Annotated in this window: 12 protein-coding genes; 3 read left to right on the top strand and 9 right to left on the bottom strand. The window is 33.0% G+C overall.

The window, feature by feature from the left end; genetic code table 11:
* Nucleotides 1–52: 52 nt before the first annotated feature.
* On the top strand, nucleotides 53–1,108 hold the full coding sequence (gene leuB, locus O5O44_RS09375; RefSeq protein WP_289194118.1) for a 3-isopropylmalate dehydrogenase: 1,056 nt from the start codon (nucleotides 53–55) through the stop codon (nucleotides 1,106–1,108).
* Between the two features lie 90 nt (nucleotides 1,109–1,198).
* Here the strand turns inward: leuB and O5O44_RS09370 are convergent, their stop codons facing one another.
* The 5 genes from O5O44_RS09370 to O5O44_RS09350 all read right to left on the bottom strand — a co-directional run bounded on the left by O5O44_RS09370 (nucleotide 1,199) and on the right by O5O44_RS09350 (nucleotide 7,271).
* A complete protein-coding gene (locus O5O44_RS09370) occupies nucleotides 1,199–2,455 on the bottom strand; it encodes a mechanosensitive ion channel family protein (protein ID WP_289194117.1) in 1,257 nt (418 codons plus the stop codon).
* A gap of 2 nt (nucleotides 2,456–2,457) precedes the next feature.
* The gene (locus O5O44_RS09365) at nucleotides 2,458–2,748 is read right to left on the bottom strand and encodes a DUF3817 domain-containing protein (RefSeq protein WP_289194116.1); all 291 of its coding nucleotides are present in this window, start codon (nucleotides 2,746–2,748) and stop codon (nucleotides 2,458–2,460) included.
* A 64-nt stretch (nucleotides 2,749–2,812) separates the two neighbouring features.
* Nucleotides 2,813–3,430 carry a YqaA family protein gene (locus O5O44_RS09360; RefSeq protein WP_289194115.1) on the bottom strand — a complete coding sequence of 206 codons (618 nt, stop codon included), beginning with the start codon at nucleotides 3,428–3,430 and terminating at the stop codon, nucleotides 2,813–2,815.
* A 790-nt stretch (nucleotides 3,431–4,220) separates the two neighbouring features.
* Entirely contained in the window at nucleotides 4,221–5,981 is a 1,761-nt protein-coding gene (locus tag O5O44_RS09355; RefSeq protein ID WP_289194114.1) for a hypothetical protein, read from the bottom strand.
* 234 nt (nucleotides 5,982–6,215) lie between these two features.
* Complete coding sequence (locus O5O44_RS09350; protein ID WP_289194113.1) at nucleotides 6,216–7,271, bottom strand: serine hydrolase domain-containing protein; 1,056 nt, start codon at nucleotides 7,269–7,271, stop codon at nucleotides 6,216–6,218.
* Nucleotides 7,272–7,619: 348 nt separating this feature from the next.
* Between O5O44_RS09350 and O5O44_RS09345 the strand changes: the two genes are divergently transcribed.
* On the top strand, nucleotides 7,620–9,470 hold the full coding sequence (locus O5O44_RS09345; RefSeq protein WP_289194112.1) for a S8 family serine peptidase: 1,851 nt from the start codon (nucleotides 7,620–7,622) through the stop codon (nucleotides 9,468–9,470).
* 418 nt (nucleotides 9,471–9,888) lie between these two features.
* Nucleotides 9,889–10,653, top strand: coding sequence for a slipin family protein (locus tag O5O44_RS09340; RefSeq protein ID WP_289194111.1), 765 nt, complete (start codon nucleotides 9,889–9,891; stop codon nucleotides 10,651–10,653).
* Nucleotides 10,654–10,906: 253 nt separating this feature from the next.
* On the opposite strand, the gene O5O44_RS09335 is transcribed toward O5O44_RS09340, so the two are convergent.
* From O5O44_RS09335 to O5O44_RS09320, 4 genes are all read right to left on the bottom strand, one after another.
* On the bottom strand, nucleotides 10,907–12,799 hold the full coding sequence (locus O5O44_RS09335; RefSeq protein ID WP_289194110.1) for a T9SS type B sorting domain-containing protein: 1,893 nt from the start codon (nucleotides 12,797–12,799) through the stop codon (nucleotides 10,907–10,909).
* Nucleotides 12,800–12,828: 29 nt separating this feature from the next.
* Nucleotides 12,829–14,025: an acyl-CoA dehydrogenase family protein gene (locus tag O5O44_RS09330; RefSeq protein ID WP_289194109.1), complete on the bottom strand. Its 1,197-nt coding sequence runs from the start codon at nucleotides 14,023–14,025 to the stop codon at nucleotides 12,829–12,831.
* A gap of 145 nt (nucleotides 14,026–14,170) precedes the next feature.
* Nucleotides 14,171–15,226, bottom strand: a complete 1,056-nt coding sequence (locus O5O44_RS09325) for a sugar-transfer associated ATP-grasp domain-containing protein (RefSeq protein ID WP_289194108.1) — start codon at nucleotides 15,224–15,226, stop codon at nucleotides 14,171–14,173.
* 126 nt (nucleotides 15,227–15,352) lie between these two features.
* The gene (locus tag O5O44_RS09320) at nucleotides 15,353–16,090 is read right to left on the bottom strand and encodes a LytR/AlgR family response regulator transcription factor (protein ID WP_289194107.1); all 738 of its coding nucleotides are present in this window, start codon (nucleotides 16,088–16,090) and stop codon (nucleotides 15,353–15,355) included.
* Nucleotide 16,091: the final 1 nt, after the last annotated feature.

Raw genomic sequence — 16,091 nt, 5'->3', positions numbered from 1 at the left:
GCGCCCAAAACGATTTAAAACTGAATATTAAATACATTAAAATACATAAAGAATGAAATTAAATATAGCGCTTTTAGCGGGAGATGGTATTGGACCAGAAGTTATTGATCAGGCAGTGAAAGTGAGTGATGCTGTGGCTGCGAAATTTGGACATGAAATTACGTGGAAGCCAGCTTTAACTGGTGCTGCGGCCATTGATGCTGTTGGTGAACCTTACCCAGATGAAACGCATGAGATTTGTAAAAATAGTGATGCGGTATTGTTTGGTGCTATTGGGCACCCACGTTTTGATAACGACCCGTCTGCAAAAGTGCGCCCAGAGCAAGGTTTATTAAAAATGCGTAAGGCTTTAGGTTTATTTGCTAATGTGAGACCGACGTTTACATTCCCATCGTTATTAGATAAATCGCCTTTGAAAAAAGAGCGTATTGAAGGTACCGATTTGGTGTTTTTACGTGAGTTAACTGGTGGTATTTACTTTGGTGAAAAGGGTAGAAGAGACGACGGTGAAACGGCTTATGATAACTGTGTGTATACCAGAGCAGAAGTGCAGCGTTTAGCTAAAAAAGGTTTTGAATTAGCCATGACACGTGGTAAAAAATTATGTTGTGTAGATAAAGCGAATGTATTGGAAACCTCTAGATTATGGAGAGAAACGGTTCAGGCTATGGAAAAGGATTATCCTGAGGTTGAAGTAAGTTACGAGTTTGTTGATGCTGTGGCGATGCGTTTGGTGCAATGGCCAAATAGCTACGATGTATTGATAACGGAAAACTTATTTGGCGATATTTTAACGGATGAAGCTTCAGTGATTTCAGGATCGATGGGATTAATGCCATCGGCATCTTTAGGATCTGATATTGGGTTGTTTGAGCCTATTCACGGGTCGTACCCACAGGCTACAGGATTAAATATTGCAAACCCTATGGCAACGGTTTTATCGGCAGCTATGATGTTTGAGAACTTTGGTTTGCTAGATGAAGGTAAAGCGATAAGAACCGTTGTAAACGAGGCTTTAAATAAAGGTATAGTTACTGAAGATTTAGCCGACGGAGGTAAAGCTTACGGTACAAAAGAGGTTGGAGATTGGCTTGCTGCTAATATCTAATCTGAATTATAGATATTTAAAAAGCCTGAAGCATTTGTATCAGGCTTTTTTATTTATGTATTTCTGAATATGATTCAGAATTAATAATAGTTATTTTTTTGAATTTGCCACGAAACTAGTACTACTCGGTAATTCGAAAATCTCCAAATCGAAATAGGGAAGTGCCGCTATTAAATGATCGAAGATATCGGACATGATATACTCGTAATTTTCCCAACGTTTATCGCTACTGAAGGCGTAAATCTCTAAAGGAATACCGTGCGTTGTTGGTGCTAGTTGGCGCGCCATTATCATCATATCTTTATTGATGGCCGAATGTTTTTGCAAGTAGCTATCAATATATTTTCTGAAAACACCAAGGTTAGTTAGGTTCCTTCCGTTAAGAAGCAATTCTTTATTGATGTTGTTAGACGTGTTATACTCTTTAATATCTTGCTGTCTGGTTTCTAAATAAGCTGTGATGAGCTGAATGTCTTTGAGTTTATTCACTTCAGATTCGCTCAAGTATTTTACACCGTCTTGTTTGATATATAGCGCGCGTTTAATACGTCGACCATCAGAATTCGTCATACCGCGCCAGTTCTTAAAAGAATCTGAAATTAAGGCGTAAGTTGGAATGGTAGTAATGGTTTTATCGAAATTCTGAACTTTAACCGTGGCTAATGTAATTTCGGTAACATCACCATCGGCACCATATTTCTCGAAGGTTATCCAATCGCCAATGCGTACCATATCGTTGATAGACACTTGAATGCTCGCTACAAAGCCCATAATAGTATCTTTAAATACTAAAATAATGACCGCAGAAATAGCTCCAAGTCCTGTAACAAACGACCAAAACGGAATGCCTGTAATTATGGCTATAGCCGACATAAAGCCTCCAACCCAAGCAAAAATCATAAATACTTGTATGTAGCTGGATATCGGTTTGTCTTTAAAACGCGGTAAGGTTTTTAAATGATCTCGAAGCGTGTTTAGTAAACTTCTAACCACCCAAAGTGTAAGTACGATTGCAAATACGATTAGTCCTTTTTCAATGATGTTTTCAAAATTGTAAAAATCGATAAATACATCTGGCACAAACTCAATAGCGATAAGCAATGGAATGATATGCGCTATGTTTCTCGGGACTTTATTAGCTATTAATAGGTCGTCGAAATTTGTTTTAGTCTGTGATGCAAATTGAGCAAAAGCACCAATTAGTATTTTCCTGATAATAAGGTCTACAATCACAATAATAATCAGTAAACCTATCAGTAAAATAAGCATATTCAGGTATTCTGCCACTTGACTGGACAACCCTTTATTAACTAAAAAATCGTAAACTAAATGTTTAAATTGATCCATTATTAATGACTTGGTTTAAGGTATTTTCTATCGATATAAAACGTTCCGAAAGGTATGATAGAGGCTAATAACACGATTAATAAGGTGTTATTAGACCAAGAGAATTCTTTTTTGAACAATAGCGCTAATGCCACATAAGCAACGAACAACAAACCATGCGGCATGCCTAATAGTTTGACGTATTGTGGCTCTTGTAATAGATATTTGATAGGTGTTGCTATAAATAATAATAGGATATATGAAACACCCTCTAAAAGGGCTACAAGTCTAAATATATTTAATGAAGAAAACATATGCGTTAATTTTTGTGCAAAAGTAGTTCACACAGCCATAATAACGGTACGTTTTAAGTTTTTTTTATAAGACGTTGAAAATAATGAGTCCGTAGATGGCAAAACGCACCAAACGCAGTGATCCGTACAACATCACATTTTTAAACGGAAACTCTATAATACCAGCGGCAATACAAGAAATTGAAAAGGGCAGTGGCAATAAAGCACCAACCACAATTAAAAATCCGCCCCATTTTTTAGAGTTTTTAAGCTGTTTTTCCATTTTGGTTTCTAGGTAATTGTGTACCGCAGGCATTTTGGTAATGCTGCGTCCCATCCAATACGATACTAAACCGCCACCATAAGATAATATGGCTAAAAGGCTCAAATAAAACCACGGACTGTACATTTTTCCTGCCCAGGCAATGAAAATTTCTGGTGGAATTAATCCTAAAAGTGTTTCTGAAACAAAAAAGAAACTCAAAACACCATAAGAAGGCAATATTTCGGTTAAACGAATTAAGGCATTATTGATGTCCCAAAAATGATTAAGCGTATATACAGCAATAACAATAGCAATGATATATGGTAAAGCTTTTTTAACGGCTTGCCAAACAAAATTGTAAAATCCGGTATAGGAATAATATTGGTGTAATAGCTGCCAACGTGTTTTTGCAGCTTTTGGCTTAGATTTTTGTTTCATATGTCATAACAGATAAAGGGACGCAAATATAACATAAGAATTTTAGTATGAGAAGGAATTAAGAATTTTTAACATGGTGTTAAATGAAATGATTTAAAATCGATTTATTTCAAGCAGAGGGAAGTAATGCATGTTTTTAGAATTTCTATTTTACATAATATAAATTATAGTACATTTTACAACAATTAGCGTAATAGCCATTTTTATGGCTATTTGACATAATTACTGATATAATGTCTTTAGACTTATATCTATCGTAATTATGTACAAGCAAATTGTGTCAATGAATATTTATACATTATTGAGTTGTTATAAATTGAATATCTTGAACCATTGTACAGAAATATTTAAATACGCGATTCTCCGCAGTTGGCTTTTATTTTGAAACTGAAATTATTAAGTAATTGTATTTTAAAAATTGATACTCAATCAATTCTTTAAAATAATGTCTTGAAACAAAAGAAAAAAAAATACAAGTTAGGTATTCTCAATATTGATACTCAATCAATATCTCAAATAGTATATAATTTTGGAAACAATTACGGCTCATTCGCTATATTTGAGACTATTTGGCGTTAAGAAAATGTACCCAAAGTACATTTTTAGCTAAATACTATTTGAAACGAGCTTTAGTTAAGTATTGTATCCAAATACAATCATCCACTGGATAATTGCATTTGTATAGCCTAAAATATGGACGCTCACTTCACCTTATTGTTTTGCCAAAATTTTATGAGGCCAAGTTTAACATTAAGATTCTATTTTACATAAAAATTAATTATCAACCTGTCTATTTTATTATTTTAAAATATCCATTTGAAACAGTGTATTTCAATTCATGTTCTTCCGTATCATCGTTATATTCAGAAACTGTAAAACTAAAATTTCCTTCAATTTCACTTTCTCGAATGGATGTAATATTTAAAATTTGCGAATCAATACCTTCAACGGCTTTTTTTATAGCAGTAGTTCTATTCTGCCCAACGCTTATGGATAATGATAATACACTACCTGTGTTAAATGAGTATGATCCAAGGGCAAACTCATAGGGTTGTGATCTATCTCCGAGATCTAAATTAACTTGGGCAACACTGCCAATAGCTGCATAGTTGATTCTACCATATATCGCCTGAGAATAACTGATAACATTGTTTAAGTGGCTTTGCGAAGAACTAATGCTACCAATTTCTGCTTCCCATAAATTGCCATTTATGGTAGCTGTAAAAACACTGCTACACTCATCAACATTATTGCTTTTTAGTCTATAACATTTATTGACAATTGCCTCATCGGTAAACCATTGGAATGCCGCAACGGAATAATTACCTGTAAACCCGATAATTCCTATATACCTTAGCCAACTAATTTTTTTATTAATTGACTCTAAATAGTCGGTAACAGAATCACTTGGTGGAGTGCAACCAAAGAAAACTGTTTTAGATGAAGAAATGAAAGCCTGTATTTTGTTATACACAAATGTAAGTAAGTCTTGAACCGAATTAATATTTTTAAAGTCGTCCACACTACCTAAAAATGTGCTGAAGTCTCTTACAATAGTTTGGGCACAAGACGCTGTTGACCCTTTCTCAAAAGATAGTAAATCAAGAAAAATATCCATTGCGATATTTTTAATATTAGCTGCAAGTGCAAGTCCAGCTTCATGATTCCCGTCAAGACTAAATTCTCGCCCAGTTCTAATTCTAATTTCATAATCACCCTCTTCATTTGGCAGGGTATAACTTTGTTCAACGATATCTACATTGCCAGAAACGTTATTGTTAGCAAACGTAATTATTTCCAATATGGAAGTTGGTACAAAATTTACCCTATCAATTAGAAAGGATTCTAGTCTTTGGTTATTCTTATATACGCCAACATAAGATGCATAAGACTTACCAGGATTCTGAAAAATAAACTCTTTACCTTGTTGATATATTTGAACTGGTTGATCACTTTTATTATTTAAACTTCTTTTATTTGTATTTTCACTAAAAAAAGAAACTAGGTTCATAGCAAAATCGTCCTGTTCTGTACTTACAGGCGAAATGCCTAGTTTGATTATTTCTTCAAGTTGATTTTTGAGAGATCCAAATTGTGGGTCTTTTTTAAAAGAGTTTATTAAATTGATTTTTCCTTCAATAGATAAAGATTGAGAACCAGGTAGGGACATTAACAAGGTAATTAAAGTTGATTCAGAGTTAATGGTAAAGTCGGTTTGAGTAGGATAATTATATCCCATGAGAATAATTTTGCCATTTTGATCTGCGACGTAAATATTGCTGGTTCTATCCTCAAGATACTTTAGACTATACACATTTTCATCAATACCACTGGAACCAAATAGTGATTGAACAGTCAAAGCGTTTAAATCAATCGGAGTACCCTTTGGTAATTGAACAAACCCGCTACCTAAAGGAAATATCGAATTCTCTTCTTCTTGTTCTTCTTCTTCAATTTCAATGAAATCATCAGGTTCTAGAGCCCCATCATCTTTACCACCGCAGGCTAAGATTAAAATTATAATTAGAAAACAAAATGCTATTTTTTTCATTAGACTGATTTATTGGTGTTTACAAATTTAAAATAAATTAATAACCTTATCAATACCTACTTATGGGCATTTGACGAGTATTATTGCCTTTTAACCATTTCACACATATTACGCTTCCCTCCTACGTCGTCGCATAATAAGTGTTTACTCGCACCTTTCCTATTTGATAAATAGGTGCTCTTGAACTGCAAGCAGTTTCATTAACATCGCAGAAGAAACATTTGAGAACACACTTTAACGGTTCTTATTTTTACGCAATATCTTTACCACACGACTATGTGTTATTTGTAACAAATTCCATTGATAGCCTTCAAAATCGGTGGTATTCATAAATTGTACAACAACTGCATCTATATCTTTATGGTATTCTGCTAGACATTGGTAACCTGGAGCTAATCCGCCATGGTTAAATTCATAAAGCGAGCTGTAGATTTCCATTTCTTTTTCGTTAAGTAATGACCCATCATTTAAAGCCCTTAAAAAGATGCCAACATCTTGTGCGGTAGCTATCATCATGCCACTATTCTCATTTTTGAAGTCTTTTTCAATACCTACATAATAACCGCTCATAACATCGTCTAGATTGACCTCATCAATTGAGCCATAAGTGTTTTTCAACCCAAGAGGTATTAAAATTTCTTTTTTGAAATAGTCTTGTCGAGGACCTCCTGTAACTTGTTCAATAACTCTTGAAAGCAATAAATAATTCGTGTTTGAATATCCATAATCCTTGTTGGGCTGGAAGTTAGCCGGTAAATCGAGTGCATATTCAAGTACATCTGTATTGGTGTTGGGTTGGTTTTTCCAAAACTCAGGATTGTCTGTAAAATTTGGAATACCGCTTCTGTGTTGCACTAGCATGCGTAAGGTGATGTCATCGGCATTTTCTATTCTTCCTGCAAGTTCAGGAAAGTAATCAGTTACAGTTTTATCTAAAGACAATTGCTTGTTATGCGCTAATTTAGTGATAGCAACTGCCACATAAAGCTTGCTGATACTTGCAATTTTGAATAATGCGTTTGGTTTAGCTGGTATTTTTTCTTCTTTATTATGATAACCTGCTGTATAGAAAGCTGGTGGTTTGCCGGCTTCGTCTACATAGACAATAACACCATCAAAGCCATAGCTTAACGTTTGGTCCACTTGCTCTTGTACTGTATCTGGTAAAGGTAATATCCATGCTTTTACCAGAATCCAAGGTACAAACCATAAGGAAATAAAAGTTCCAGCAAATAATATGATTCTGAAAATTTGCTTCCCTTTACTGATTTTATGCTTAGTAGTTTTCATTTATCTGTACAATAAATTAAAGTTTATGATACAAATATATTTTAGATGGTCATAATAATGAATTTCGAATTACTGAACTGTTATTTGTTAGGTATGAATTGGTTTTTATATCCTAAATTTATTTTATGGCACTCCAATTATAAAAAATATCGCAGATACATTTAGTAATAAAAGAATACGCTATGGTATTGTTTTAAGAATGACGGGACTTTGAGAGCCTTTGTTAATCTCGATTCTGAAATATAATGACTATATTTATAGATATTCGAAAATCTCAATTAAATCCATACTAATCCCATGAAAATTAGATCTTGTCTTATTATAGTCTTTTGTTTTACAGTTCTTTCAATGAGTGCACAACGTGATACCATTAGAAGTGTAAATGATGTTCCCAGATTCACATATAAAATAGATAATCTTGCATCTGTTGTCTATAAAGATCACGATCAATTTAGGAAGCTTTATCTAGAAGTAGAAAAAAACTACTTATCGCTTAAAGATAGTTACGTTATAGAAGATCTTACTTTAAAGAAAAGTATTTTATCTACATTAAAATCTATTGACTTTTTTGAGAATAAGTTTAACGAAGGAAGAGCTAAAATTGAAATGATTAAATCTTTACAGATTAAACCATCACAAAAACAAACTTCTGGGATTTTATCTTTTGCGTTTTTAAATACTATGGAAAAGCATAATACAACTGATGCAAACGAATTTAATAGCGCTTATGAAACTGAATTACAGCAATTAGTGAATCCTCTAGATTATGAGATTGTAGGAGATGATATAAAATCTAGTAAATCGTCCATGCAGATATTTTCTGAAAACCTAATAGAAGGATTGATTGTTGAAAATATTGATATTGCATCTCAAAATGGTGAGTTAAGTGGTGATTTTGCTGACCTTTTGATTAATTACAAATACCTGTCAAGTTATATTTTACCATATAAAGATATTGTTGCCAGCGTTTTTAAAACCTATTTAGATGCTAACCATATTGAAAAAAAGGATATATGGAAAGAACGCAATGTAGATTTATCAAATCGTAATAATTTAAGCCCTGTAACAATTGCAATTTGGGACAGTGGTATAGACGACACTCTATTTCCTGATAATATGTATATAAATAAATTGGAAAAAATAGATAATATTGATAATGATGGTAATGGGTATGTTGATGATGTTAATGGTATTGCTCATGATTTACATTCCAATAAAATAACTGGTAACTTGATACAGCTTACTGATGAACAGAAAGTTGCTGTACCACAAACATTACAACTATACAAAGGGTTAAAAGATTTACAATCTAATATTGAAAGTGAAGAAGCGGATAGATTAAAACAAATAATGTCAGAGTTAAAGCCTGATGAAGTGAAACCTTTTATTGAAAACCTTAATTTTTTCGGGAATTTTGCTCACGGAACACATGTTGCTGGAATTGCTGTTCTTGATAACCCCGCAGTAGATTTATTAGTAGCTCGAATAACTTTTGGATATAAATTAATGCCTGAACTGCCAACCATCGAGAAGGCTAAAAAAGGTGCAAAGGAGACCATTGAAACCATTAATTATTTTAAAACCAATGGGGTTCGTATAGTAAACATGAGTTTTGGCGGTTCACCTCAAGGTATTGAAACCGCTTTAGAAAAGCATGGTGTTGGTGAGGATAGTGAAGAACGAAAAAAAATGGCTCTAGAAATATTTAATATTGGAAAAACAGCTTTCTATAATGCTATTAAAGATGCTGAAGATATTTTGTTTATTACGTCTTCAGGGAACTCTGATGAAGACAGTGAATTTTATGAGGCCATTCCCTCCTCTTTTGATTTACCCAATATACTTACCGTAGGTGCTGTAGATCAAACTGGTGAAGAAACAAGTTTTTCTAGCTTTGGAAAAAATGTAGATGTGCATGCTAATGGTTTTGATGTAGAAAGTTATGTACCTGGAGGTGAAAGGTTAAAAATGTCAGGAACATCTATGTCATCTCCTAATACAGCAAATTTGGCTGGAAAAATATGGGCAATAAACCCAGATTTAAGTGTTGAAGATGTAAAAAACTATATTATTTCTTATAGCGATGTTAGTGAAGATGGACGTATTATATTAATGAATCCTAAAGCATCAATAGATGCCGTTGATAATAAAAAGCCTCCTATTAGAAAGTCGATTAAAATGAAAAAAGTAAAAGGCTAACTCGAGGTTTCAAGTAATTTATAAGTTTTTTTAAGTACTAAATTTATACATTCTCTGCAATTGTCGGAATTGTGCTCACGGGCAATATTTGTTATAACTGTAGATATAATGACACCCTTTTTTTATATCGATAATTGTTATGTCTATTTTTAAGTTTCGCCAGAAGTAAACATTCTAAATAACTCTTTTTAATATCTTGTTTTTCAAATAGATACACTATAAATTTGAGGTTTAAAACTCGGAAAATTCCTAAAAAAAACGTATCTTTAGAATGATCCATATTCATCGCTACATCTAATATTAAGTGGTTTAGTAAACAACTTAGAATAATATGGGGATGAAAGCAATTAATAGTCATTCTGAATGGGTTTAAAGCCTTTTCAATTGAGTAATCATTATAAATTTTAATAGATATATTATGAACAGGTTAGTCTTAATAGGTATAATTTTTGGGCTGTTTCTATTTGGTGGTATTCGAATTGTATTTGAATATAAAAGAGCTCTTAAATTTAGATTTGGAAAATATATAAAAACTTTGAAGCCTGGTTTTCGTTGGATTATTCCATTTATAGAAACGATTCAAGTAGTTGATATAAGAGTAATTACTTTCAATATTGATTCACAAGAAGTTATGACTGAAGATAACGTACCATGTAGTATAGATGGTGTTGTTTTTTTTAGAATTGATAATCCAGAAAAAGCAGTTTTAGAAGTCGAAGAATACAAATTTGCAATAACGCAACTTGCACAAGCAGCGCTAAGGGATGTTTGTGGAAAAGTAGAGTTAGATACCATTCTTTCAAAGCGGGAAGAAATGGGTAAAAACATTAAAGAAATTGTTGAAGAAGAAACTAAAGAATGGGGTATAATAATTAATGATGTTAAGATAAAAGATATACAATTACCGGAGAATATGCGCCGAATGATGGCTAATCAAGCAGAGGCTGAACGTTCTCGTAGAGCAAGAATTATACTGGCCTTAGCAGAAGAGCAAGCAGCAAGTAAATTACTTGAGGCAGGAAAACTTATCGATCAGTCGCCATCTGCCATAAAATTGCGTTTATATCAAACCTTATCTAATATAGCGGCAGAAAAAAATTCAACCATACTTTTCCCTTTCCCAGAAGAAGTACTTCCTGTGAAAAAAAGAAAATCGAAAAAAACGAAAAAAATAATTCAATAATATTGAAATATTACAAATTTGAAACTAACAATATAATGGAAAGTATACTAATTAACCTTGACGCTTTTATGTTTGAATTCATTAAAGACAATAATTTTTTGTATTTCAAATCATGAACAAATATCTAAAAAGTTTGCGTATAAATTGTTTTTTAAAATAAAAGAGTTGTGAGTTGAAATAAACTAATTTCCTATGCTGTCATATAAAAAGGACTATGATAACTTATAAAAAGAAATTTCTAGTGTTAAACACTCTATCGTTTTAAAGTAAAATGACCGTTCATTTGCTTGCCATTCTTCAATTTAATGATGTACCAATAATCGTTTACAGGCATCAACTCGTTATTAAAAAGTCCGTTCCAACCTTGTTGTATTTGGTTTAGTGTTTTAAGGAGTTTGCCATATCGGTTATAGATAGAAACAACTTCAATTTCATTTAGCGGGTCGTTAATAAACCAAGTATCATTTTGTCCGTCATTATTTGGGGTAAAGAATTTTGGAACCGTTAGTGATTCGACATTAGCAGTTGTGGTAAAGCTTTCTTCAATACAACCCATGCTATTCTCGGTGTCGTTATACGGAACTACAGTTACAAAAATCATTGTATTTTCAGGTAAATTCTCGGTTAATGTATAAGTGGTTTTATCGGTAACATCTATTTGGTTTGCAATATCTGTTGCTCCCGGAGTTGTGCCAATACTTATTTTATATCCGGCGGCCCCAAATACAGATTCCCAGCTAAAAATAGTATTTACAGGAACATTGGTTGTATTATTACGAGGTTGCAGAAGATGAGTGCATCCAAGGGGAATGTTTACCGTGGAAAAGCTTTCTTCTATACAGCAGGTCGCTTGAACATTATTTGAATAAGGTTTTATTTTTACGAATATGGTGCTGTCCTCTGGTAGTGCATTTGGCAAATTGTAAGTTGTGACATTGCCAACATCTACATTATAGGCTATTTGAGCACCTTCGGGTGATGTGCCTATGGAAATTAAATAACCTGTGGCAGCAGGTATGGCATTCCAAGTTATATCAGTGTTCAAATCTACATCAATATCACCAGCTAATGGTTGTGTTAAACTGGTGCACGATATACCCTGAAACGCTGTGCAATTGGAAGTTTCTATTTCTGCTTCAGATTCACAACCAGCTAAATTATTTGATATGTTTGTAAGTCCAGTTACGCCATTTGAAGACAACAATTGACATAAAGCATTACAATCTGATAATTGCGGATTATTTAGAACCTCAAGCACCACTATTGTTTCGTAACCTGTTGAAGCTATTGTAGTTAAATTTTGAAGGCCGTTTAAAGAAGATAATGCGTCATTATTTCTAATGGTTACTATTTGGTCTACAAGTTCTAAATTAGACAAACCTATAATGCTTTCCAATAATGGGTTATCTTGAATTAACAAATCGAATGCAATACGTTCTAAACAATTAAACCCTGAAATAGTTATTAAATTTTGATTGTTGGAAATGTTTAAACCCAACGTCGGATTGATGCCTCCTCCTATGGTGGTTAAGTTATCAAAGCCTGTAATTTCAGATAATCCTGTATTGTAAAATTGAATAAACCAGTTCATTAAAATGATATTATTAAAGCTTGGGATACTGTTTAAAACAGGACTGTCGTTTATAGCCATGGCGTTGTGAATAGCGGCTAATCGGGTAAAGCCAGAAATAGTTTCCAATGCCGTATTACCGTTTAATATGAAATTTCCAAAAACATCGGTTGCTCTATTAAAGCCATCTAGGATAACCAACCTGGGGTTGTTTTCGACGCTAAACAAAAAACTTAAATCTAATAACCTGTTAAAACCAATAATTTCAGTTAGTCTCGCATTATCTGAAATTTCAATGTTATTTAAAACGGCATTTAAATTGTTGAAATTTGATATCGTAACGAGCTGTGTGTTGTTTATTATTAAACTTCCTTCAATTGATCGAATATTATTTAAGGAGGCTAAATTGTTCACTGAACCCGTAATTATAAAATCACCGCTGATACTGTTGCAATCGGGATAATTAGAAAGAAACTGTTCAACATCTCCCTGCGAATTAAACGTAACATCTCCATCAGGGCATTGACTATAAAGACATGTTGTGAATAAAAGGCAAAAAAATAATGTCGTTTTCAATTCTCTAAATAGTTTGTCAATTAAAATATCTATTCGTTTTTCATGGATTTCATCTGTTGAAATAATTCCTTAAATAATCCGCGGGCAATTAGTATTTTCATGATTTCATTAGTACCCGCATAAATTCTGGCAACTCTGTTATCTGCATACATGCGTGCAATAGGATAATCCCACATATAGCCATACCCTCCAAAGAGTTGCAGACATTCGTCCACGACTTTACCGTGCATTTCTGTTGCGGAATATTTGGAGATTGAGGCGCTTTCGGTAGTGAGTTGATGTGTTGCTAACAATTGTGTACAGCGGTCTAAAAAAGCTTGGTGAAGCTGTAATTGTGAAGCACATTCTGCCAGTTTAAATTGTGTGTTTTGAAAATTGGCAATGGGTTGTTTAAAAGCGGTTCTGGAGGAGGTATAGGCAATGGTTTTTTCAATAGCTCCTTCTGCCCCACCAATAGCGTTGAGTGCAACAGTTAAGCGTTCTCTTGCCAATTCTGTCATCATTATTTTGAAACCCAGACCCTCTTCGCCCAATAAATTTTCTTTCGGCACTTTTACATTATCGAAAAATAATTCGCAGGTGTCTTGGGCTTTCATGCCGACTTTTTGAAAAGGAACTCCTTTTTCGAAACCTTCAGATTCACTTTCCATTATTAGTAATGACACCCCTTCATTTTCGGTGCCCACATTGGTTTTTACTGCAACAATAGACATATCACTCATATATCCATTGGTAATAAAGGTTTTTTGTCCGTTTACCACATAATGGTCGCCTTTGTCGGTTGCTGATGTTTTTATGGCTTTAAGATCACTACCACAGTTGGGCTCGGTCATACCCAGAGATGTAATTATTTCTCCGGTTGCCATTTTAGGCAAATACTTTTGTTTTTGTTCCTCTGTGCCATACTTTAAAAGATAAGGAGCTACAATATCTGAGTGCAATGAAAATCCTGGTCCGTTAATGCCCTCTTTAGCCAATTCTTCAATAAACAAAGCACTAAAGCTAAAATCTAAACCACTGCCGCCGTATTGTTCTGGCATATCAATGCACAATAACCCTAAGGCTCCGGCGCGTTCCCAAATGTCGCGACTTACCATCCCTTTTTTTTCCCATGCTTCTATGTTATCGATAATTTCATTTTTAATGAAATCCTGAATCATGTCGCGCATCATTTGGTGTTCTTCTGATGCATATATTTCGCGTTTTATTAAAACATCTTGTAACATAAACTTGGATTTTTGATGTATTCCGATTGAAATACTAAAGATAACTATAAATCCTAAGCTTCATCAAGAAGGTGTTATGAAGTTGTTTATATTTTTCTATTAATAATGTCTTAAAGATAATGGTGATAAGTGGTGTTTTAAAGCATTAATTTTTATTTTCAATTTGCTTCATTAATTCATTAAATACAACGTTATTTTTTAAGACATTTTCCATTCTATCTGATAGCATTAAATGAAAATTATGATTGGTTTCTATAATTACTGGGCCATCTGGATGAATAGCAACATCCCAACCCAACAATGGGAAATTCAATAGTTTAGTAGCTTTAGTTACTATTTGTTTTACTTGTTGGTAATGAGGGATTTGTATACCTTCGAAAACCACTCCTGAGTCGGGGTGTTTATAAAATATCCCTCCACCATTATCTATTAACTGTAAGCCTTCTGAACGTATTTCACCTGTTTCTTTGTTTAGGGCTATAACTATGCCTCCGGCATGGGCATTATCTACAATTGCTCCTTTTCTTCCAATTCGAATAAAGCCTGATAAAATTTCTACCTTGTTTGATTTTGTTTTGTAGGTAACAATTCGCAACGTATTTAAACTAGTATCATTAATTTTTTTTAAGACTTCATGTTGTAAAATTAATTCCTGAAATATAAAGGATTTGGAAATAAATAAATGAATTAAATTATCATCTAAATCACAGAGGTTGAGTTTGTCTAAAATGAAAATATTTTTACCCAACCCTGAATCAATTGGTTTGCAAAGAATGTGCGATATATTTTCGGCAATAAATATGTTTTCAAAGAATACTAATAAGTCATTTTTAGAATTTATTTGAAAAACATCATTATTATATGTGAATTCTGTTTTGGAGTTATGACAATATATTTTGGGTGTGGGAATGTTATTTTTTATAAGAAACTCTCCAAACAGTAATTTATTTTGCACAAGGTTAATTTGCGAATTGGCTTGCGATTGAGACCAAATGAGCAATTTTCTATTTTCTTTAAAGCTTAGATACTTTTTATAGTTATGAACGTTTTTGCGGTAAAGCAAATTAGTAATGTAATATTTTGGAAGTTCTTTTTTAGAAAATAAGAGCATTATAAATTCTCTTATAATGACAATCCAACTTTTTTTGTTTGGGTCTTTGATTAAAAAGAGTAGAATTTGTTTATCTCTATTTAAATTCATAGCCTAAAAATTTCGCTTTTTACCCACCAATTAATTCTTTATAGTCTAAATATAAAGGAAATTATTGTTTGTTTCTTATTCAGTCGAAGATTTACAAGGCCAAATCAAGTTTACAACTGTTGTTATTTAGCATTTGTTCCAGTTTAAAAAAGCTCTTAAAAAATTCTCTTTTTTACGCGAAGATACTGGTATTTTTTTGCCATTTTTAAGATAAATGACTCCAGACTTGTCGTATTTATCTATGAATTTAAGGTTGACCATAAACGATTGATGCGGACGAATAAAGGTAGCATTGGTAAGTCGTTCTTCGAATTCCTTTAATGTTTTAGAAACCATATATTTCTTATTTTCCAAACAGTAAAATGTAGTGTAACCTTTATCAGACTCACAATAAATAAGCTCATTTAAATCTACCACCTGAAAACTGTCATGCAGCGATAGAATTAAATTCGAGTCTTCCTCTTTCCAAACTTTTTTTACGGTATTAATATGTTGTTTATGTTCGCTTAAAGGCGTGTTAACTACTTTTTGAAGCGCCACTTCAAGATCGTTAATATCAACAGGTTTTAACAAATAATCTACCGCGCCAATTTTTAAAGCTTTTAGTGCATATTCTTCATAGGCGGTAATGAAAATAATCTTAAAATCGAGCTGTTCTGTTTGTTCTAAAAAATCAAAAGCATTACCGTCGGTAAGATTAATATCTAAAAAAACCAGTTCAGGTTTACAGGCTTTTGTGACGATTACCGCTTCTTTTACAGATTCACATTCGCCAATAATGTCTACTTCAAAATCAATTAATTGTAATAAATTAATTAAACCTTGCCTGATATATGCTTTATCTTCTACTATTAAGACTTTCATG

It is taken from the genome of Algibacter luteus (genome assembly GCF_030344935.1).
In the GTDB taxonomy this organism is placed as follows: Bacteria; Bacteroidota; Bacteroidia; order Flavobacteriales; family Flavobacteriaceae; genus Arenitalea; species Arenitalea lutea.
Note: the sequence above shows the minus strand (reverse complement) of the source record. Positions and strands in the feature narration are given on the sequence as shown.